Origin of the sequence: Streptomyces sp. CA-106110 (assembly GCF_050936285.1) — a bacterium.
Taxonomy (GTDB): domain Bacteria; phylum Actinomycetota; class Actinomycetes; order Streptomycetales; family Streptomycetaceae; genus Streptomyces.
Genome location: NZ_JBNJNB010000001.1, coordinates 10351231 through 10369689, shown reverse-complemented (window position 1 = coordinate 10369689; position 18459 = coordinate 10351231). Strand labels below are relative to the sequence as shown.

General features: G+C 71.0%; 15 protein-coding genes. 8 read left to right on the top strand and 7 right to left on the bottom strand.

The features are described from left to right. The first annotated feature begins 347 nt into the window (after positions 1-347). Positions 348-1199, top strand: coding sequence for a methyltransferase domain-containing protein (locus tag ACQEXA_RS47920; RefSeq protein WP_432924270.1), 852 nt, complete (start codon positions 348-350; stop codon positions 1197-1199). A gap of 127 nt (positions 1200-1326) precedes the next feature. On the opposite strand, the gene ACQEXA_RS47915 is transcribed toward ACQEXA_RS47920, so the two are convergent. Further along, positions 1327-2787 carry a dihydrolipoyl dehydrogenase family protein gene (locus ACQEXA_RS47915; protein WP_432924272.1) on the bottom strand — a complete coding sequence of 487 codons (1461 nt, stop codon included), beginning with the start codon at positions 2785-2787 and terminating at the stop codon, positions 1327-1329. A gap of 251 nt (positions 2788-3038) precedes the next feature. Then, positions 3039-3689 (bottom strand): FMN-dependent NADH-azoreductase, encoded by a 651-nt coding sequence (locus ACQEXA_RS47910; RefSeq protein WP_432924274.1) that lies wholly within the window; start codon positions 3687-3689, stop codon positions 3039-3041. Between the two features lie 121 nt (positions 3690-3810). Here ACQEXA_RS47910 and ACQEXA_RS47905 point away from each other — a divergent pair, with 121 nt between their 5' ends. Next, positions 3811-4176: a winged helix-turn-helix transcriptional regulator gene (locus ACQEXA_RS47905; protein WP_359392784.1), complete on the top strand. Its 366-nt coding sequence runs from the start codon at positions 3811-3813 to the stop codon at positions 4174-4176. Between the two features lie 176 nt (positions 4177-4352). Here ACQEXA_RS47905 and ACQEXA_RS47900 read toward each other — a convergent pair whose 3' ends face one another. Then, the gene (locus ACQEXA_RS47900) at positions 4353-5231 is read right to left on the bottom strand and encodes a YegS/Rv2252/BmrU family lipid kinase (RefSeq protein WP_432924277.1); all 879 of its coding nucleotides are present in this window, start codon (positions 5229-5231) and stop codon (positions 4353-4355) included. 70 nt (positions 5232-5301) lie between these two features. Continuing rightward, positions 5302-6897 (bottom strand): FAD-binding oxidoreductase, encoded by a 1596-nt coding sequence (locus ACQEXA_RS47895; protein WP_432924279.1) that lies wholly within the window; start codon positions 6895-6897, stop codon positions 5302-5304. A gap of 71 nt (positions 6898-6968) precedes the next feature. On the opposite strand from ACQEXA_RS47895, the gene ACQEXA_RS47890 reads away from it, so the two are divergent. From ACQEXA_RS47890 to ACQEXA_RS47875, 4 genes are all read left to right on the top strand, one after another. Then, the gene (locus ACQEXA_RS47890; protein ID WP_432924281.1) at positions 6969-7568 is read left to right on the top strand and encodes a TetR/AcrR family transcriptional regulator; all 600 of its coding nucleotides are present in this window, start codon (positions 6969-6971) and stop codon (positions 7566-7568) included. Beyond that, positions 7565-9163, top strand: a complete 1599-nt coding sequence (locus ACQEXA_RS47885; RefSeq protein WP_432924283.1) for a glycerol-3-phosphate dehydrogenase/oxidase — start codon at positions 7565-7567, stop codon at positions 9161-9163. Before ACQEXA_RS47890 ends, ACQEXA_RS47885 begins: the two co-directional genes overlap by 4 nt. Positions 9164-9415: 252 nt before the next feature. Then, entirely contained in the window at positions 9416-9940 is a 525-nt protein-coding gene (locus ACQEXA_RS47880) for a hypothetical protein (RefSeq protein ID WP_359392774.1), read from the top strand. Between the two features lie 253 nt (positions 9941-10193). Further along, positions 10194-12443, top strand: a complete 2250-nt coding sequence (locus ACQEXA_RS47875) for an FUSC family protein (RefSeq protein WP_432924286.1) — start codon at positions 10194-10196, stop codon at positions 12441-12443. Positions 12444-12567: 124 nt separating this feature from the next. On the opposite strand, the gene ACQEXA_RS47870 is transcribed toward ACQEXA_RS47875, so the two are convergent. Further along, positions 12568-14205, bottom strand: a complete 1638-nt coding sequence (locus ACQEXA_RS47870; protein ID WP_432924288.1) for an APC family permease — start codon at positions 14203-14205, stop codon at positions 12568-12570. Positions 14206-14699: 494 nt separating this feature from the next. On the opposite strand from ACQEXA_RS47870, the gene mgrA reads away from it, so the two are divergent. Then, positions 14700-15743, top strand: a complete 1044-nt coding sequence (mgrA, locus tag ACQEXA_RS47865) for an L-glyceraldehyde 3-phosphate reductase (protein ID WP_432924290.1) — start codon at positions 14700-14702, stop codon at positions 15741-15743. A gap of 125 nt (positions 15744-15868) precedes the next feature. Here the strand turns inward: mgrA and ACQEXA_RS47860 are convergent, their stop codons facing one another. After that, entirely contained in the window at positions 15869-16114 is a 246-nt protein-coding gene (locus ACQEXA_RS47860; protein WP_432924292.1) for a hypothetical protein, read from the bottom strand. A 248-nt stretch (positions 16115-16362) separates the two neighbouring features. Between ACQEXA_RS47860 and ACQEXA_RS47855 the strand changes: the two genes are divergently transcribed. Further along, positions 16363-17232 carry a helix-turn-helix domain-containing protein gene (locus tag ACQEXA_RS47855; RefSeq protein WP_432924294.1) on the top strand — a complete coding sequence of 290 codons (870 nt, stop codon included), beginning with the start codon at positions 16363-16365 and terminating at the stop codon, positions 17230-17232. Positions 17233-17259: 27 nt separating this feature from the next. On the opposite strand, the gene ACQEXA_RS47850 is transcribed toward ACQEXA_RS47855, so the two are convergent. Further along, positions 17260-18450 (bottom strand): thiolase family protein, encoded by a 1191-nt coding sequence (locus ACQEXA_RS47850; RefSeq protein WP_432924296.1) that lies wholly within the window; start codon positions 18448-18450, stop codon positions 17260-17262. Positions 18451-18459 lie beyond the last annotated feature (9 nt).

The following is an 18459-nucleotide window of genomic DNA, read 5'->3' as shown; positions in this document are numbered from 1 at the left end:
CTGCATTATGAATCTATACGAAGTCGACCGTCAATGTGACCCAGGTCTCAGCAGGGTTGTCGAGCGGCCGGCACGGACAGCCCACGGCACAGGCGGCTCAGGGCCCGTCCGACGCCCCTCCAGGGTTTCGTCGAGGCTCGTAGACTCATGACGTGGCATTCATGAGCACCCCGCACTGCTGCTTCCTGTGATCGGAAGGCGTTGAGGGCGATGTCGGACGGCATCGCCCTCGTTGGTGTGCCTTCCGTGTGAACTACCCCCTTGGCGCTGCCCGTTCCTTCCTGAGGCAGTGACCTTCTGTGCACGGAGGCACGTTCTCTTCCCTTCAGCCGCGCCAGGAGTGCCTCGTGCCCGTGTTGCTTCCCCCTGCCCTCAAACTCTCCCTCGACCTGCTGCGTTGCCCGACGTGCCGCACCCGCCGCCTGCATCCCGGCTGGGGCGCACTTCGCTGTCCGGCGGGCCACACCTTCAATATCGCCCGCCACGGCTATGCCGGCCTCCTGACGGGCACCCGCGCCACCAGCGGCGACGACGCGGCCATGGTCCAGGCGCGAGACCGCTTCCTGGCCACCGGCAGGTACGCCCCCATCCGCCAGGCCGTGGCCCACCTGGCGACCGGCTCGGCCCCTGAACGGGGAACGGTCGTGGACGTCGGGTGCGGCACGGGCTACTACCTGGCCGGCGTTCTCGACCAGCTGCCCGGCGCCCGAGGGCTGGGCCTGGACACGTCGGTGCGCGCGCTGCGCTCGGCAGCGCGAGCCCATGAGCGAGCCGCTGCGGCAACCTGGGATGTCTTCCGTCCCTTCCCGCTGGCTGACGATGTGGCCGACGTGGTGCTGGACGTGTTCGCACCCCGCAATCCAGCCGAGTTCTACCGAGTGCTCCGCCCGGCCGGCCGGCTGATCGTGGTCCGTCCGAAGGCGCGGCACCTGGCCGAGCTTCGCGGCCGGGTGCCTGCCATGGTCACCATCGACCCGGCAAAGGAACAGCGCCTGCACCGGACACTGGACCCCTACTTCGAGGCCGTCGTCACCGAACGCGTGGAGTACTCCATGGCCCCGATCGGGCCGGAGGCCCTGGACTTGGTGGGGATGACGCCGAGCGCACGTCACTTGAGCCCCACAGAGTTGGACGATGGCGGGCCCCTGCCCGACCGGCTCACGGTCTCTGTGCTGGCCACCGCCTACAAGCCCCGGTGACCACGAGCGGGCGCCTGCGCCTGCTGACCGGCGAGCAGTGGGCACGCCTGGCGCCCCGGCTTCCTCACAACATCTGCAGCCGTGTCAGCAGCGGTAGTCACCTGGTCACGAAGTTGAGAGACACGGCCTAATGCCGCTGCGTGCGCAGGGTCTCCAGGAGGCGCAGCCAGATCTCGCTGACCGTGGGGTAGCTGGGCACGACGTGCCACAAGGTGGAAACAGGGATGCGCCCGACGATCGCCGTGGTCGCGGAGTGCACGAGTTCGGCGATGCCGGCGCCCACGAACGTCGCTCCCAGGACGACGTCTTCGGCACGGTCCACGACGAGCTTGGCCCGGCCGCGGTAGTCCGCGCTCATGACCCAGGTGCCGGCGAGCGCGGCGAGGTCGTACTCGACGGTCTCGACGTCGGCCCCCGCGTCCCGGGCCTGCTGCTCGGTCATGCCGGCGCTGCCGACCTCGGGGGTGGTGAAGACGACCTGGGGCAGCCCGATGTGACCGAGCGCGGCGGACGGCAGGTCGGAGGAGCCGGCCGCGCGCGCCGCGATGACCTCTCCTGCGACACGGGCCTGGTACTTGGCCATGTGTGTGAGCAGTGCGCGGCCGCACACGTCGCCGATGGCGTAGAGCCAGGTGCCGGCCGCGCCCCGCACACCCTGGTGGTCGTCGACGTCGAGGTAACCGCCGGGGCTCAACCCGACGGATTCCAGGCCGATGTCATCGGTGTTCGGGGTGCGCCCGGCCGCCACGACGGCCTCGTCGGCCACGATGACCGTGCCGTCGTCGAGGGTGACGCGCACCTCGTCGCCGTGCACGCGGCCCTCGCCCGTGTCGCGGGCTCCGGGCCGCTGCACCTCGGCCATGGTGCGTCCGTAGCACAGTCGCACGCCCGCGTCCTGCAGCGCCTCACCGACGAGCGTCCCCGCGAACGGCTCGTTGCGGGCCAGCAGGCGCGTGCCGCGGTGGACGATCGTCACCTCGGCGGCGCCGAGCCCTTTGAGCCAGGTGGCGGCCTCGCAGGCGACCACACCGCCACCCAGGACGACGACCCGCCGCGGCACTTCCCGCATCGTGGTCACATCCCGTGAGACCCACGGCAGTGCGGCGCGCAGTCCGGGGACGTCCGGCACGGCCGGGCAGGATCCGGTGTCGATGACGACGGCCTGCCCGGCCGTCAGCTCCCGGCTCGAGCCGTCGGGCCGGCTCACCACGACTCTGCGTTCACCGGCCAGCCGCCCGTAGCCGCGCACCACGTCGATGCCGGTGTTCAGGGCCCATTTCACCTGGGAGCTGTCGTCCAGACCGTTGATCACGACGTCGCGGCGGGCGAGCACGGCGGCGGGGTCCAGCTGTGCCGAGACACCGGGCAGATGGGCGGCCGCGTCGACCACCTCCACGGGCCGGAGGAGCGCCTTGCTGGGCATGCACGCCCAGTACGAGCACTCGCCTCCCAGCAGGGCGTTCTCCACGAGCACCGACGACAGGCCGGAGAACTGGCTCGCGTACTGAGCGGCGTTCTCCCCCGCGGCCGCGCCGCCGAGGACGATCACGTCCCACTCGGAGCGATCCGGATCCACCGTCGCGGTCATAAGACCTCCCCTGTCACCCTTCCGCCGAGGCGGCGGCGCACGGAGTGTGCGGAGAACGGCTGCCGTCAGTCCGGCCACGGCATGCGACTGCGCAAGCAACGAGGGGCGCCGCAGATCGCCGGGGCCTGAGGCCAGCCTACGAGGAACGGGCCATTCCCTCTCGTTTCACCGCTGAGGGGATCAAGGTTCGGGAGCGACTGCGGAGGTCCGCCGGACGGCCGGGCCGCCCCCTCCCCCGCCTCGCGGTCACCTCATGCGGCCAGGCGCTCCACGAGCTGCTTGGCCTTGGCGGCGGCGTCCGCGAGGGCACGCTCACGGGACGCCTCGTAGAGCGGGACCAGCTGGGCCATGGCCGGATTGTGCGGGGCCATGGTCAGTTCCGGGACGATGAAGTCGAGGTCCAGGGCGAGAGCGTCGGCGAGGACGGCCCGCAGGTAGTTCTGGACGTACTCGTAGTCCTCCCTCGGGGTGCCGGGGCCGTACGCGCCTCCCCGGCTGGCCACGACGGTGACCGGGGTGCCCTTGGCGGAGGGGGTCTCGCCGGCGGTGCGGCCGAAGAGGATCACGTTGTCCAGCCACGCCTTGAGGGTGGAGGGGATCGCGTAGTTGTACATCGGGGCGCCGATTAGCACCGCGTCCGCCTGCTCCAGTTCCTCGATCAGCTTGACGCGCTCGGCGAAGGCGCCGGCCTGCTCGGCGGTGCGGGAGTCGGGGTCGGCGAAGCCGGCCGTGTGGGCGTCGGCGGTGATGTGCGGGACGGGGTTCGCTGCCAGGTCGCGGTAGATCACCGTCCCGTCGGGGTGCTGCTCCTGCCAGGTCTTGCGAAAGACGTCCGCCACGGCGCGGGACGCGGACGCGTCGCCCGGGAAGACGGAGGAATCGATGTGCAGCAAGGTGGCCATGGGTGTCTCCATGCAGAACGAGCCCACGTTGAGTACGGGGCTGATGTTTCGTACACAGCTATATCTAGCACAGGGACTTACTTTTTTTCACCCCCCAACAGCAGGGTAGTACCCTGTACCCATGGCGGTGGAGCAGAAGCACGACCCAGCGGCGTGCAAGCGGGTGGACGGCGGCATCACTCGCGTCTTCCAGCTGCTCGGAAAGCGCTGGAGCGGCCCGATCGTGGCGGTCCTCGTGGAGCAGCCCGCGCACTTCGCCGACCTGCGCCGGGCGATCCCGGGCATCAGCGAGCGCATGCTGTCGGACCGGCTCGCCGAGCTCGGCGCCGCCGGACTGGTGGTACGCGAGGTCGACGAAGGACCTCCGCTGCGCGTCTCCTACCGGCTGACCGAGTCGGGAGCCGCACTGGGACCGGCGCTCAAGGAGCTCGGCGCATGGGCGAAGGAGCACCTGCCGGGGGCCGAGCCCTGCACGGAGGAGTTCTGAGGCTGACGGCCTCGACGGCGGGACCGTGATCTCGAACCGCCGTCATCGCCGGGGCGGCGCCGACGCCGCCCAGCTCACTGACCCGTACACCCGCATCGCAGCGGCACTGTGTCGTTCGTGGTCTCCCGCCGGCTTTACGCGGACGCCTGCCGGCAGGTGTTCAGGTCTTCAGGTGTTCAGCACAGCACGGCGAGCGCTCCGGGCAGAACCCTGGCGGTGACGGGGAGGACGGCGTCCACCTCGCCGTCGGTGCCGTAGGGCACATCCCGGTCGGCCTCGATGCGGATCTCCCTGCCCCGGGCGATACGGACTTCGCCCCGGTTGACGTGCGCGCCTGTCTTGAGCTCGTTCATGAGGGTGAAGAAGAGCCGGCGTGGCGCGTGACGGATCATCACCACCTCGAGCAGGCCGTCGTCGACGCGCGCGTCGGGGGCGATGATCCGGCCGGAGCCGTAGTAGGCGGAGTTGGCGGCCACGACCGTGTAGCCGTGGTGCGTGATTTCCTCGCCGTCGATGGTGACCCGGTACGTGGCCGGGCGCCAGGTGGCGACGGCGCGCAGCCCGCCCGCGTAGTAGGAGGCGGCCCCGCTCAGCAGTCTGGACTGGTTGGCATGGCGGTTGGCGAGCGCGTCAACCCCCGCGTAGACGCTCCCGAGAGCGACGGCGCGTCCCTGGGCGGACTCGACTTCGATGGTGTCGACGTGCCGCGGGTCGTGGTGGAGCAGCGCCTTGGCGAGTGCGGCCGGGTCGGTGGGCAGGTCCAGCGCCCGGGCGAAGTCGTTGCCGCGGCCGGCCGGGACGATGCCGAAGAGCGTGTCGGTGCCGCTCAGCGCCCCGCCGATGCCACCGACGATGCCGTCGCCGCCGACGGCCAGGACGACGCGCTGCCGTTCGCCGGCCTGGCGCGCGAGGTCCTGGGCGTGGGCGAGGCTGCGGCTGTACTCGGTCTCCAGTTCGGCGCCGGCCTCCCGCAGCAGCCGGGCCACCTGGAGCAGGGTCGCGACCCCGGTCGAACCGCCCGCGGTGGGGTTGACGATGGCGGTGAACTGTCGCATCGGTGTGCCTCCGAGGGCGGCTGACGGTCGTGGACGGACGATGGTAAAGCGGGGACGGACAGGGTGGGAATCAGTCGGTGGGCAGCAGGATGCCCGGGTTGACCAGCCCGTCGGGATCCAGGTGTCGTTTGACCGCCTTGAGGGCCTCGATGCCGAGCGGCCCCGCCTCCCGGACGTACCAGTCGCGGTGGTCGCTGCCGACGCCGTGGTGATGGCTGATGGTGCCGCCCGCAGCCAGGATCGCCTCGTTCGCGGCGTGCTTGGCGGGCGCCCAATGGGCCACGGGGTCGTCGCCCTGGGCGCTGACCACGGTGAAATACAACGACGCGCCGTTCTCGTACACATGGGAGATGTGACACATCACCAGGGGCGGGGTGCCGGCACCGGTGAGCGTGGTGGTGAGCGCCTCCCGCACGGCGGCGTACAACTCGGGGATCCGGGACCAGAAGGCCGCCGTCTCCAGTGTCTCGGCGAACGCTCCCGCGTCCAGCAGCGCGTCGCGCAGGTAGGGAGCCGAGTAGCGGCCGTCGGCCCAGCGCTCTCCCGGTCCCCGGCCCACGTAGCTGCCGCCGCACTCGCGCAGCACGGCCGCCGCACGTTCCCGGCGGTATGTGGTGTCCTCCTCGGTGCCCTCGTAGCCCGCGATCGCCAGGCATCCTTGGGCCTGCTGCACGCCCGAGGAGCCGATGGCCTCGGGCTGGGCGAGGCCGATCAGGGTCTCCGTCTCGTCCGACAGGCGCAGGACGGTCGGCCGCGGCCCGTCCTGGGCCAGGCGGCGCAGCGCGGCGGCGCCCGCGTCGAAGGAGTCGAAACGCCATCCCTCGTATATGCGGGTGCGCGGGACGGGGCGGATCCGCACGGTCACCGAGGTGATGACGCCGAACGCCCCTTCGGAGCCGAGGACGAGCTGACGCAGGTCGGGTCCGGCGGCCGAGCGGGGGGCACGGCCGACCTCGAGGGTTCCGGCAGGGGTGGCGAGAGTGAGGCCGAGCACCATCTCGTCGAACCGGCCGTAGCCGGCGGACGCCTGGCCGCTGGAGCGCGCGGCGGCGAATCCGCCGATGGTGGCCCATTCATAGGACTGGGGGAAGTGGCCGAGGGTGAAGCCGCACTCGGCCAGGAGTGCCTCGGCCTGCGGAGCGCGCAGTCCGGGCTGCAGGGTGGCGATGCGGGAGACCGGGTCGAGGGCGAGCAGGTTGTCCATGCGGCGCAGGTCCAGCGCGACGAAAGGCCGCCGCCGCTCGGGGGCGAGGCCGCCGACCACGGAGGTGCCACCGCCGAACGGGACGAGGGCCAGGTCGTGTTCGGCGCAGGCCGTCAGCACGGACTGCACCTCGTCATGGCTCGCCGGGAGCGCCACGGCCGCGGGGACGTCAGCCATGTCCCCCTCGCGGATCCGCAGCAGATCGGGGGTGGACTTGCCGCGGGTGTGCCGGATCCGGGACTCCGCGTCCGTCCGCAGATGCTCCTCGCCGCCGAGGGCGGCGGCCAGGGCCTGGCGTGCGGCGGCGGCCAGGTGCGACTCGGGCACGGTGATGTCTTCCAGGGCCACCGGTTCGGCGCTGCGCGGTTTCACCCCGAGCAGGTCGCGCAGCAGTCCGATCACCGTGTCGGGCAGCGGCGTCGCCCTGGCCGGGTCTCCCCAGCCGCTCCACAGCATGTCCATGGGGCTTGTCCTCACCGGTCGTTCGAGAGTGCCGTCTCCTGTGCGGCCACAGGGGCGTTACACTGTGACACATGACGCCTATTCGTCACAACGCTTCGGACAGCGATCCGGTGCTCGACGCGGTACGCGACTGCGTCCTGGCCGTCGGCGTCCGGCGCACGACCCTCACCGATGTGGCCCGGCGTGCGGGCGTCTCCCGGATGACGCTGTACCGGCGCTGGCCCGATGTACGGTCCCTGGTCGGCGACCTGATGACCCGGGAGTGGATCGAGGCGGCCACCGGAGCGATGCCCGAGCCCACGCCCGGAATGCACGCGCGCACCCGGATCGTGGAGGGGCTGGCCAAAGGGGTCGGCGCCGTCCGCAGCCATCCCCTCTTCCGCAAGATCGTCGACGTCGATCCCGAACTGCTCCTTCCGTACGTACTGGACCGGCGCGGAGCCAGCCAGGAAGCCGTCATCGAACTGATCTCCGACGCCCTCGAGCAGGGCCACGCGGACGGGTCCGTACGCCCCGACCATCCCCAACGGCAGGCCAGATCCCTGCTCCTGGTCGCCCAGTCCTTCACCCTGTCGTTGCGCACCATGGCCGACGAGGACGACGCCGAACTGAGCACCGACGCCTTCTACGCAGAACTGCGGACCATCCTCGAGAGGACCCTGACGCCATGAGCCCCAGCAGCAGTCCGGCCCCCTCGGCGCACCCGGCTCCGGGCTCGTCCCTGACCGCCGCCCGCCGCCGGCGTGAACTCGGCCGGAGCACCGACGGCACGGCGGTGGACGTCCTGGTCGTCGGTCTCGGCGCGACCGGTGCCGGAGCCGCCCTGGACGCCGCCGCCCGCGGGCTCTCGGTCGTCGCCGTGGACGCTCACGACCTGGCCTTCGGTACCTCCCGCTGGAGCTCCAAACTCATCCACGGCGGGCTGCGTTACCTCGCCTCCGCCCAGTTCGACGTCGCCCACGAGAGCGCACGCGAGCGCGGGGTCCTCATGGAGCGCACCGCCCCGCACCTGGTGCGGGCCCAGCCCTTCGTGCTGCCCCTGACCCCCCTGGTCTCCCGTGGCCAGGCCGCTCTGGCCTGGGCCGGCTTCCGCGCCGGTGACACGCTGCGCCTCGCGGCACGCACCGCTCGTTCGACGCTGCCCGCGCCGCGCAGACTCTCCGCGGCGGAGACCCGCCACCTCGCCCCCGCGCTGCGCACCACCGGACTCCGCGGCGGCCTTCTGTCCTGGGACGGCCGCGTGACCGACGACGCCCGTCTGGTCACCGCCGTCGCCCGTACGGCCGCCGCCCACGGCGCACGCATCCTCACCCGCGTCCGCGCACTGGAGATCACCCGCTCCGGCGCCCGTGTACGGGACGAACTCACCGGTGAGGAGGGCGAGATCCGGGCCCGCTCCGTGATCAACGCCACCGGCGTGTGGGCGGGCGGCCTGGTGGAGGGCGTCCGCATCCGGCCCTCTCGCGGCACCCACCTCGTACTGCGGACCGACCACCTCGGAGCCATGCCCGCCGGGCTGCACATCCCGATCCCGGGCGAGACCAACCGCTTCGTCCTCGTCCTGCCCCAGGGAGACGGCCGGGTCTACGTCGGCCTCACCGACGAACCCGTGTACGGCGACATCCCCGACGTACCCCAGGTACCCGAGACCGACATCGGTTTCCTGCTCGACGTCCTCGGCTCCGCCCTGGACGTCCCGGTCCACCGCCACGACGTGGTGGGCGCCTTCGCGGGACTGCGTCCCCTGCTGGACACCACACCCGCGGCGGGCTCGGGGGCGCCGGCCGGCACCGCCGACATCTCCCGCAAGCACGCGGTGCTGACCTCGCCGGAGGGCGTGATCACGATCGTCGGCGGCAAACTCACCACCTACCGGCGCATGGCCGAGGACGCCGTCGACACGGCCATCGCCGCACACCGCCTCCCTGCCGGGCCGTCCACCACGACCGCGGTCCCCCTCGTGGGCGCGGCACCACCGCAGGTGCTCGCCGAACTCCGCGCCCCCCGACGCCTCATCAGCCGCTACGGCACCGAGGCGCCGGCCGTCCACGCCCTGACCGAGCAGGACCCCCGGCTCGCCGAACCCGTTCTGGAAGGCCACCCGGTGACCCGCGCGGAACTGCTGTGGGCCGTACGCCACGAAGGAGCCCTCGACACGGCGGACCTCCTGGACCGCCGCACCCGGATCGGCCTGGTGCCCGCCGACCGCGCCGACGCGATGCGTACGGCACACGACCTGCTCGGTGACACCTTCGACGCCGACTGACACGTCGTCGCGGCGGAGTTCGGGAGGTCACAAAAGCACCGGCCGGGCAGTGCATCGCAGCCCGGTGGGACAACGCGGCGATGGCCCACTGCGCCACGGGGACGGTGCGGCGCCGAGGGCCGGGCTCCTGAGGGGACACCCTCAGGAGCCCGGCCCTCTTTCGGACGCGCGTAGAACTCGGGCACCATCGCCGTGCACCACCTGCACAGCCGCCCCACAGGACGCACGGCCCGATCGCAGGAAGGTCCCCACATGAAGATCCGCTCCGCCCTCATGGCCCTCGCGCTCACGATCGCCCCTGGACTCGCCGTCCTCGGCAGCGCCGGGGACGCACTGGCCGCCCAGGACACCGCCCAGGCCGCGGCGGTCACCAAGATCTCCCACGCCACGGCCACCTCGATGTTCCGCCAGGTGGGCATCACCTGGTCGTCCTCCGGCAACTGCTCCGACCGCAACAACCCGACCTGCACGTCGTTCGAGCAGCTCAACCTCGCCACCGCCCAGGGCGCCCAGACGCTCAAGCGGGCCTCGGGCTGCGCGCTGAACATCACCGGCGGGACCGAGACCGGCCACGCCTCCGGCACGTACTCGCACTGGAACGGCTACAAGCTGGACTACGGCAAGAACACCTGCGTCACCAACTACATCAAGAACAGCTTCACCTACATCGGTCTGCGCGGCGACGGAGCACCCCAGTACCAGTCCGGTTCCGGCAACATCTACGCCGACGAGGGCAACCACTGGGACGTCCTCTACTACAACTGCGGAGGCTGCTGAGCAGCTGACGGCAGCAGGCCGACCGGCACGGTGCACAGAGGCCCCGGCGACCGCCGTCGCCGGGGCCGTTCGCCACCGGGCGAGTGGCGGCAGAGCTCGTCGGCAGGTGCGGGACGGCGGGCGGGCCGCCCGCCGGGTCCAGGGCGCGATCGCGCGCCCCGGCCGCCCTTCGGCGTCCCCCCTCCGTTGACCGGGCCCCCGCGTGCGATGCTGGAGCAGGGATCATGACGGGACGCGGAAAAGAGCACGCGGAGTGAGGGTGGCGGGTCGGTCGGTGCGGGTGGCGCTGCGGGATCGCATCGCGGCATCGGACCCGGGACTGCTGCGGCTGACCGCCGGCCTGAGAACGGTGTCGTCCATCGCGCTCACACTGGCTGTCCTGGCCCCGGTGGGCGTCGGCGTGCCCCATCTGGTGGCGGGCGCCATGTCGGCGATGGTCGCGACCTTCGCCATCCGCGACAAGAAGCGGTCCGGGCAGGCCGTCACCCTCGCCGTGGGACTGATCGTGGCGCTGGTCGCCGTATCGCTCGGCGCGCTCCTCAACTCCCGCCTCGTGGCCGGGGACGTCTTCTTCGTCCTGCTCATCTTCTGCGCCGTGTACACCCGGCGCTTCGGCGACCGCGCCACGGCGCTGGGACTGATCGGGTTCCAGGTCTACTTCCTCTCGCTGTTCGTCAGCGCGACCGTCCCGGTGCTGCCGCAGCTCTATGGCGCCATCGCCGTCGCCTTCGTCTGCAGTGCCCTGGTGCGCTTCGCCCTCGTGCCCGAGACGCCCTCGGGCATCCTGGACCGTCTGCGCCGTGCCTTCAGAGCCCGCCTCGGCCAACTGATCCTGGCGCAGATCGCCTTGCTCGACGCCGACGCCGACGACGTGGAGAAGGCCCTCGAGGAAGTGCGGCACAGGACGGCCGCGCTGCACGAGACCGCCTTGCTGATCCAGGCACGGCTGGATGAGGGGACCTCCGACGCGAAGACGGCCCGGCTCGTGCAGCGCCGTATCGCCGATGCCGAGATCGCCTCTGAACGGCTGGGACTCCTGCTACTCACCGCGCGCAGCGCCGAGCGTGCCGACACGCTGACTCTGCATCTGCCGGGCGCCTACCTGCCCTCGCGCGGACCGCTGGCCGAGCACGACGAGACGGCCTCGACGCTGCGCCGCGACCTCGAGGCGCTGCGCCTTCTCGTCCTGCGTCCCGTCGCCGACGCCGAGGGCACCGCCTGGTCCCATGTGCGCAACCGGCTCCTCGGCTACCGGGAGGAGGACCATCTGCCGCTCGCGCCGGCCGCCGTTCAGGACGTGTTCCGGGGCATCGGAGAGACGGCGCGGGCGGTCCTCGGGCTGCGGATCGCGCTCGGTGGAGCCCCGGACGAGTCGGAGGACACCCCCGCGACCGCCCGCTCGCGTGAAGAGATCGACGCCGAGGACGCGGCCATCAGCGGCAGCGAGAAGGAGGGGGAGGAAGGCGCGCAACGCACCGGGCTGGACCGCCCGACGACCCGTGCCGCGGTTCAGGTGGCGGTGGGCTCGTCGCTCGCCATCGTCGGCGGCGAGTTCCTCTCCAGTCATCGCTGGTACTGGGCGGTGCTGACCTGCTGGATCGTGTTCATCAACACCTCGTCCACCGGCGAGATCCTCGTCAAGGGGTACCGCCGCCTGATCGGCACGATTCTCGGCGTGGTGGCAGGCATCGGCCTGGCAGGGCTGGTCGGGCACCACACCTGGACTGCGTTCGCGCTGGTGTTGCTGTTCATCTTCGCGATGTTCTACACCGCACCGCTGTCCTACACGATGATGTCCTTCTTCGTCACGGCGATGCTGGGCCTCCTCTACACGCTCCTCAACACCTACAGCCTCTCCGTGCTGGTGCTGCGCATCGCGGAAACGGCGCTGGGCGCGGTCTGCGGAATCGTCGCGGCGGCCCTGGTCCTGCCCGTTCACACCGATCGCCGTACGAACGAACTGCTCACCTCCGTACTGGAGCAGCTCGCGGACGTCACCGACGCCGCGGTCGACCAGCTCAGCGGCGGGCCCGCGGCGGACCTCCTCGACAAGGCACGCGACCTGGACCGGACTCTGGCCGACCTGGCGGCCGCCACGCAACCGCTGACCCATCCGATCACACCCCTGCGGGCCCGGCGGGACACCGCACGCTATGTCGTCGCGCTGCTGGAGACCTGCGGATATCACGCCCGCTCACTCGCGGCGACGGCGGAACTGCTGCCCGAGCACCCCTCGATCGCGGCGGATCCTCGACTGCGCGGAGCGGGCATGCGCATCGTGGGCAACATCCGGGCGATCGCCGCGCACGTCGCGGACGAGGGCAGCACCGCTCGCATCGAGACCGGGCCGAGCATCGCCTCCATGCTCCAGCCGGGAACTCTGGGCGCACCCCGGTACGACCGCGTCACCGACCGCGTGCTGCGTCATCTGCAGCGGCTGGACGAGGTGGTGGCCGGGTTGGCCCGCCCGCTCGGCGTCCCGGCCCCGGCGCCGGAGCAGTGACCTGGCGGGACGGCCCGGGACCGGCGGTGCCTTGGGGAGCAGTCAGGATGCCGGCCCCACCGCCTGGACATGCCGTCAGCCCCGGCCGGGCGGCCGGGGCTGACTGGGCAGAGCCGGAGACGGGTCAGTGGGCCGGTGCCTCGGTGACCACCACTTCGTCGATGCTCTGCTCGATCTCCGCGGGCTTGGACGCTGTGGCCCTCGCCCAGTTGTAGATGACCAGGGAGAAGACCGCGACCACCACGATGTCCCACCACAGCGGGATGTGGTTCTGGCCGCCGAAGCCGCCCTGCCAGGAGATCAGGCCCATGCCCACCAGGTAGGGCGGAAGCCACTGGGCGGCCTTCCAGTCCAGCCGGGGCGCGTCCTGCAGGTTCTTCCGGGTGGCGTACCAGGCGTAGCCGCCGAGGAGCACGTAGCCCAGCAGGATCGCAATGCCGAGACGCCACAGCGTGTCCCAACCGGCCCAGTAGATGATGAGGTTGGCGACCGCGAAGGACAGCGGGGAGATCACCTTGCCGCCGGGCAGGCGGTAGGGGCGCTCGTGGTTCGGGAGCCGGTCGGCGAAGACGCCGTACGCCAGCGGAGCACCGGCATACATCAGGACGCTCGCCGAGGTGATGAAGCCGACCAGCTCCTGCCAGCTCGGGAAGGGCAGGAAGCAGACCACGCCGGTCACGAAGGAGATCCCCAGCCCGAACCACGGGACGCCGCGCGCGTCGATCTTCTCGAAGAGCTTCGGCGCGTAGCCGTTCTTGGCCAGGCCGTAGGAGACGCGGGAGGTCGCGGTGGTGTAGATCAGGCCGGTGCCGCCGGGGGAGATCACGGCGTCGATGTACAGCACCACGCTCAGCCAGCCGAGGCCGACCACCGTCGCGAGACCCGCCCAGGGGCCGCTGATGCCGGGGAAGTCGAGCTTGGCCCAGCCGTGCGCGAAGGAGCTGTGCGGCAGCGCGCCGATGAACACGACCTGGAGCAGGACGTAGATGATCGCGCCGATGGCGACGGATCCGAGGGTGGCGAGCGGCAGGTCCCGCTTCGGGTTGCGGCTCTCGCCTGCCAGCTGGATCGCCTGCTCGAAGCCCAGCAGGGCGAAGATGATGCCGCTGGAGCTGATGGCACCGAGGACGCCCTTGGCGCCGAAGGGGGCGAAGCCCTCAGCGGTGAAGTTGTGCGGGTGGAAGTTGCCCACCGCGATGATGAAGATCGCACCCAGCGGCACCGCGATCTTCCACCAGGTAGCCGCGCTGTTGGTGTGGGCCAGGACGCGGACGCCCAGGAAGTTGACGGCGACGAAGACGGCCATCAGGACGACGGCGACGACGAAGCCGCTGGTCGTCAGGGTGCCGTCGGCGTGCTGAAAGCCCTTGGCGAAGTCCCAGTGAGCGGCGTAGCCGATCATGGCCTCGACCTCGATCGGGGCCACGGTCGCCGCCTGCAGCCAGGAGAACCAGCCGAAGGACATACCGGCCAGGCCGCCGAAGGCGTAGTGGGGGTATCGGGCGGTGCCGCCCGCGACCGGGAACATGCCGCCGAGTTCGGCGTGCACGAGCGCCAGCAGGACGATGCCCACCGCGCCGATCAGCCAGGAGATGATCGCCGCCGGTCCGGCCGTCACGACCGCCTTCTCGGCGCCGTAGAGCCATCCGGAACCGATGATGGAACCGACCGAGGCCCACATCAGTCCGATCAGGCCGACGTCGCGGCGAAGACCGGTCGTCTTCCGCGCGACATCGGGGGCTGCATGGTCGATATTCACCATGTCAAGAGGCCTCTCGTTATCTGAACAGGGATTTAACGCTCGACGGCGGCTCACCATAGGAATGCGATTTGCTCGGCAGAAGGCCGTGGTCTCAGATTTGACTCTTCACTGGGGGATTCTTTTGCCTGCGTTTTGCGCAGGTCAGCCAGGGCGTGATGAATGTCACTATTCAGTAGATGAATATGAGAAGAAGGTAAGACACACGGGTTCCGGGTCGGAATGTCCGACGCGCGACAGGAATTTCCTCCATGGGCATGCCACGGTGCCGAACCGGCTCAGCCCGTAAGTGGAGACGGCACCCGCCCGGGTCATCGACACCGGTCATCGCAAGGGCACCGCCGTGGTTCGCCCCCTGTGCGGCTCCATTCAGAAGCGACACCGCTTAGTCCGATGAAAAGGAACTGTTGGACTTCAGGATCACGCTGCAGCAGTGTGGGCATGTCCCCTCGAACCCGACCGGGACAGCCAGCACTGCACCACCCGGAGATCACCCGATGACCTACGTCGCAGATCCTGAGCGCTACAACGGCACCATGCGCTACCGCCGCACCGGCCGCTCCGGACTCGACCTCCCCGTCCTGTCCCTCGGCTACTGGCACAACTTCGGCGACGACCGGCCGTTCGAGACCCAGCGGGAGATCGCGCTGCGTGCGTTCGACCTGGGGATCACCCACCACGATCTCGCCAACAACTACGGCCCGCCGTACGGCTCTGCCGAGATCAACTTCGGGCGTCTGATGAAGCAGGACCTCGCGCCGTACCGGGACGAGATGGTCATCTCCACCAAGGCCGGCTGGGACATGTGGCCGGGCCCCTACGGCCAGGGCGGTGGCTCCCGGAAGTACGTCCTCGCCTCGCTCGACCAGTCGCTGCGGCGCACGGGACTGGACTACGTCGACATCTTCTACTCCCACCGGCTCGACGCCACGACTCCGCTCGAGGAGACGATGGGGGCGCTCGACGCCGCGGTCCGCCAGGGCAAGGCCCTCTACGTCGGCATCTCCTCCTACGACGCGCAACGCACCCGGGAGGCGGCGGCCATCCTGCGCGAGCTGGGTACGCCGCTGCTCATCCACCAGCCGTCGTACAACATGGTCAACCGCTGGATCGAGAACGAAGGCCTGCTCGATGTGGCCAAGGAGGAGGGCTTCGGTGTCATCGGTTTCACCGCCCTCGCCCAGGGGCTGCTGACCGGGCGCTACCTCGACGGCATCCCCACGGACTCGCGGGCCGCGCAGGACAAGTCCTTCGACACCACCTGGCTGTCGCAGGACATGCTGCACAGGCTGCGCGCCCTCAACGACATCGCGGCCCGCCGTGGGCAGACCCTCGCGCAGATGGCTCTCGCCTGGGCGCTTCGCGACGCACGCGTCACCTCGCTCGTCATCGGCGCCTCCCGGGTCGAACAGCTCGAGCAGAACGTCGCGGCGCTGGAGAATCCCGACTTCAGCGACGAGGAACTGGCGGAGATCGACAAGTACGCCACCGACGCCGGCGTCGACCTGTGGCAGAGCGCCCGCCTCGGCGAGCTCGACTGACCGGCCGCGCCGGCCGGATCCGGTCGGCGCGGCGTTCGCGGTCCGACCGTCCCGACCCATGCGCGGCCCCCGGCACCTCCGATGACTCAGGGAGGCGCCGGGGGCCGCACCCGTCGCGCGGGCCGCTAGTCGCGCAGCTCCGGCGGCTCGTTGTCCAGTCCGACATCGGTGACGACGTCGTAGCCGACCGCGGCATGTCCGGGCGTGGGGTGGGCTATGTCGGCGCCGAGATCGAAGGCGGCGCCGTCCATCGCCTGCGCCAGCTCCTCCTCCTCGCGGCGCAGAACCGCTTCGTGGTGGTGCTCAGTCATGTGTTCGACAAGACCTCGGAGACCTTCGTGGTGGTCCTTGGGGACATCGGCTTCGCTCATGGCCTCCATGATCTAGGGCGTGCACGGGGCCGGACAACGGAGGGTGGGGTGCAGGCGGCGGGGTGTGCACGCACGGGACAGGACTGTGCAGTCCTGGGCCACACACGCCCGGAAGGGCAGGCCGGACGGCGCGTTCGCCCAGGCCGGCCGTCACTCTCGGCCACTGGCGCCGACTTGCCGGCCTCCGCCGTTCACATGCGCTCTGGTTTACTGTTCAATTAACAGGGGCGTCACGAGGAGGTCGCGCCATGACGGAACTCGGTCTGAGCGAGACGGTCGGCATTCTGCGGCAGCCGGGCGTGCGGCCACGCTTCAGCAGCGCGGGCCTCGGATGGGAGCGCCTGTTCCTCTCGGCGCAGGAGGAGCAGCCCTACCACGCCGAATTCGGTCCGGCCCCCACACATCTGCTGATCCTGCACCTCAGCGGACCGGTCACCGTGCGGCGAGGACGCGGCCGGGGCACGCGGTCGGAAAAGATCCCCGCCGGCGGGCTGTTCCTGCAGCCGGCCGGCCGAACCCTGTCCGTCGAGCTCGGCGGACGGCTCGACACGGTGCACGCGTACCTCACGGACGAGGCGCTGCGCGAGGCCAATGACGGACGTCCCGTGGAGCTGTCGGAGGAACTCGGTGTGACCGATCCGCTCGCCGAGCAGCTTCTGCTCGCGCTGGAGAGCACGGCCCGGCGCTGGGAACCGTCCGCCCGGACGTACGCCGACCATCTGACGGGGATGCTCGCCGCGCAGCTGGTCCAGCGCCACGGCACCGCCGCGAACGCGCCGCGCCCTGTCCCGTCCGGCCTCTCCGACCGGCAGCTGGCCGCCGCGCTGGGGCTCATGGAGGAGCGCCTCGCCGAACCACTGCCGATCGCCGACCTCGCCGCGGCCGTCTCGCTCAGCTGCAGCCAGTTCACACGGCAGTTCCGGGCGAGCACAGGTGAGTCGCCGCACCAGTACCTCCTCTCCCTGCGGCTGAAGCAGGCGACGCGGCTGCTGCGCACGGGGACCACGCCGATCGGGGAGGTGGCCGCCGAGTGCGGTTTCTCCCACCAGGAGCATCTGACGCGGGTGATGCGCGCCCGACTCGGCACGACCCCGGCCGCCCTGCGCCGGGCGGGCTGAGACCGCGCCGCGGGCCGGGCTGCCACGTCAGCGTTCCAGTACGAGGGCCAGCGCCTGGCCCACCCCGATGCACAGAGCCGCAAGCCCCGTGCCGGTGCCCGCCGCGGCGAGCTGGTGGGCCACCGCTCCGGCGATCCGGGCACCCGACGCACCCAGCGGGTGGCCGATGGCGATGGCACCGCCGCGGGGGTTGACGACGGAGGGGTCGAGTTCCGGCAGCGCGGCCAGACAGGCCAGCGTCTGGGCGGCGTAGGCCTCGTTGAGCTCGATCGTGTGCAGATCGCCGGGAGCGACGTCGGCCTTGGCCAGCACCTTGCGGATGGCGTCCACCGGGCCGAGTCCGAAGTACTGCGGTTCGATGCCCGTGACCGCGGCGGCCCGTACCCGGGCCAGAGGTTCACGGCCGATCGCCGCGAGCCCGGCCTCGTCGGCGAGCAGAAGGGCGGCGGCCCCGTCGTTCAGCGGGGAGGCATTGCCGGCGGTGACGGTGCCGTCCGCGATGAAGGCCGGCTTCAGCGCGGCAAGAGCCTCAAGAGAGGTGGTGTCGCGGATGTTCTCGTCGCGCGGCAGCTCGACACCCTCCACGGGGACGGCCTCCCCGTCGTACAGCCCTTCGCGCCAGGCCCGCGCGGCGTTGCGGTGGCTGGCGAGGGCGAACGCGTCCTGGTCCTCGCGGGTGATGCCGTACTTGGCGCCGACGAGTTCCGCGCTCTCGCCGAGCGGGATGGTCCACTCCTCGGGCATCCTCGGATTGACCAGACGCCAGCCGAGGGTGGTCGAGTACAGCTGCTGGTCCCTGGCCGGGAAGGCCCGGTCCGGCTTTGGCAGCACCCACGGAGCACGGCTCATGGATTCGACACCGCCCGCGACCGCGATGGAGGCGTCACCGAGGGCGATGGCACGCGCGGCCTGGACGACGGCCTCCATGCCGGAGCCGCAGAGCCGGTTGACGGTGGCGCCCGGAACGCTGACGGGAAGCCCCGCCAGGAGTACGGCCATGCGGGCCACATCGCGGTTCTCCTCGCCGGCCCCGTTGGCGTTGCCGAGCAGCACGTCGTCGATACGGGCCGGGTCCAGGTCCGGGCTGCGATCGACGAGGGCGCGCAGCACACCGGCCGCGAGGTCGTCCGGACGTGTGGCGGACAGCGCGCCGCCGTAGCGGCCGAAGGGGGTACGGACGGCGTCGACGACGTACACGTCGCGCGGGCGCTCGATCATCGGGGCTCC

Excerpts from the sequence above, each read along its gene's own strand:
- ACQEXA_RS47895 (WP_432924279.1), bottom strand. The coding sequence starts at position 6,897 with ATGGACATGCTGTGGAGCGGCTGGGGAGACCCGGCCAGGGCGACGCCG.
- ACQEXA_RS47910 (WP_432924274.1), bottom strand. The coding sequence starts at position 3,689 with ATGGCCACCTTGCTGCACATCGATTCCTCCGTCTTCCCGGGCGACGCG.
- ACQEXA_RS47880 (WP_359392774.1), top strand. The coding sequence starts at position 9,416 with ATGAAGATCCGCTCCGCCCTCATGGCCCTCGCGCTCACGATCGCCCCT.
- mgrA (WP_432924290.1), top strand. The coding sequence starts at position 14,700 with ATGACCTACGTCGCAGATCCTGAGCGCTACAACGGCACCATGCGCTAC.
- ACQEXA_RS47915 (WP_432924272.1), bottom strand. The coding sequence starts at position 2,787 with ATGACCGCGACGGTGGATCCGGATCGCTCCGAGTGGGACGTGATCGTC.
- ACQEXA_RS47850 (WP_432924296.1), bottom strand. The coding sequence starts at position 18,450 with ATGATCGAGCGCCCGCGCGACGTGTACGTCGTCGACGCCGTCCGTACC.
- ACQEXA_RS47885 (WP_432924283.1), top strand. The coding sequence starts at position 7,565 with ATGAGCCCCAGCAGCAGTCCGGCCCCCTCGGCGCACCCGGCTCCGGGC.
- ACQEXA_RS47855 (WP_432924294.1), top strand. The coding sequence starts at position 16,363 with ATGACGGAACTCGGTCTGAGCGAGACGGTCGGCATTCTGCGGCAGCCG.
- ACQEXA_RS47890 (WP_432924281.1), top strand. The coding sequence starts at position 6,969 with ATGACGCCTATTCGTCACAACGCTTCGGACAGCGATCCGGTGCTCGAC.
- ACQEXA_RS47900 (WP_432924277.1), bottom strand. The coding sequence starts at position 5,231 with ATGCGACAGTTCACCGCCATCGTCAACCCCACCGCGGGCGGTTCGACC.
- ACQEXA_RS47870 (WP_432924288.1), bottom strand. The coding sequence starts at position 14,205 with ATGGTGAATATCGACCATGCAGCCCCCGATGTCGCGCGGAAGACGACC.
- ACQEXA_RS47860 (WP_432924292.1), bottom strand. The coding sequence starts at position 16,114 with ATGAGCGAAGCCGATGTCCCCAAGGACCACCACGAAGGTCTCCGAGGT.
- ACQEXA_RS47905 (WP_359392784.1), top strand. The coding sequence starts at position 3,811 with ATGGCGGTGGAGCAGAAGCACGACCCAGCGGCGTGCAAGCGGGTGGAC.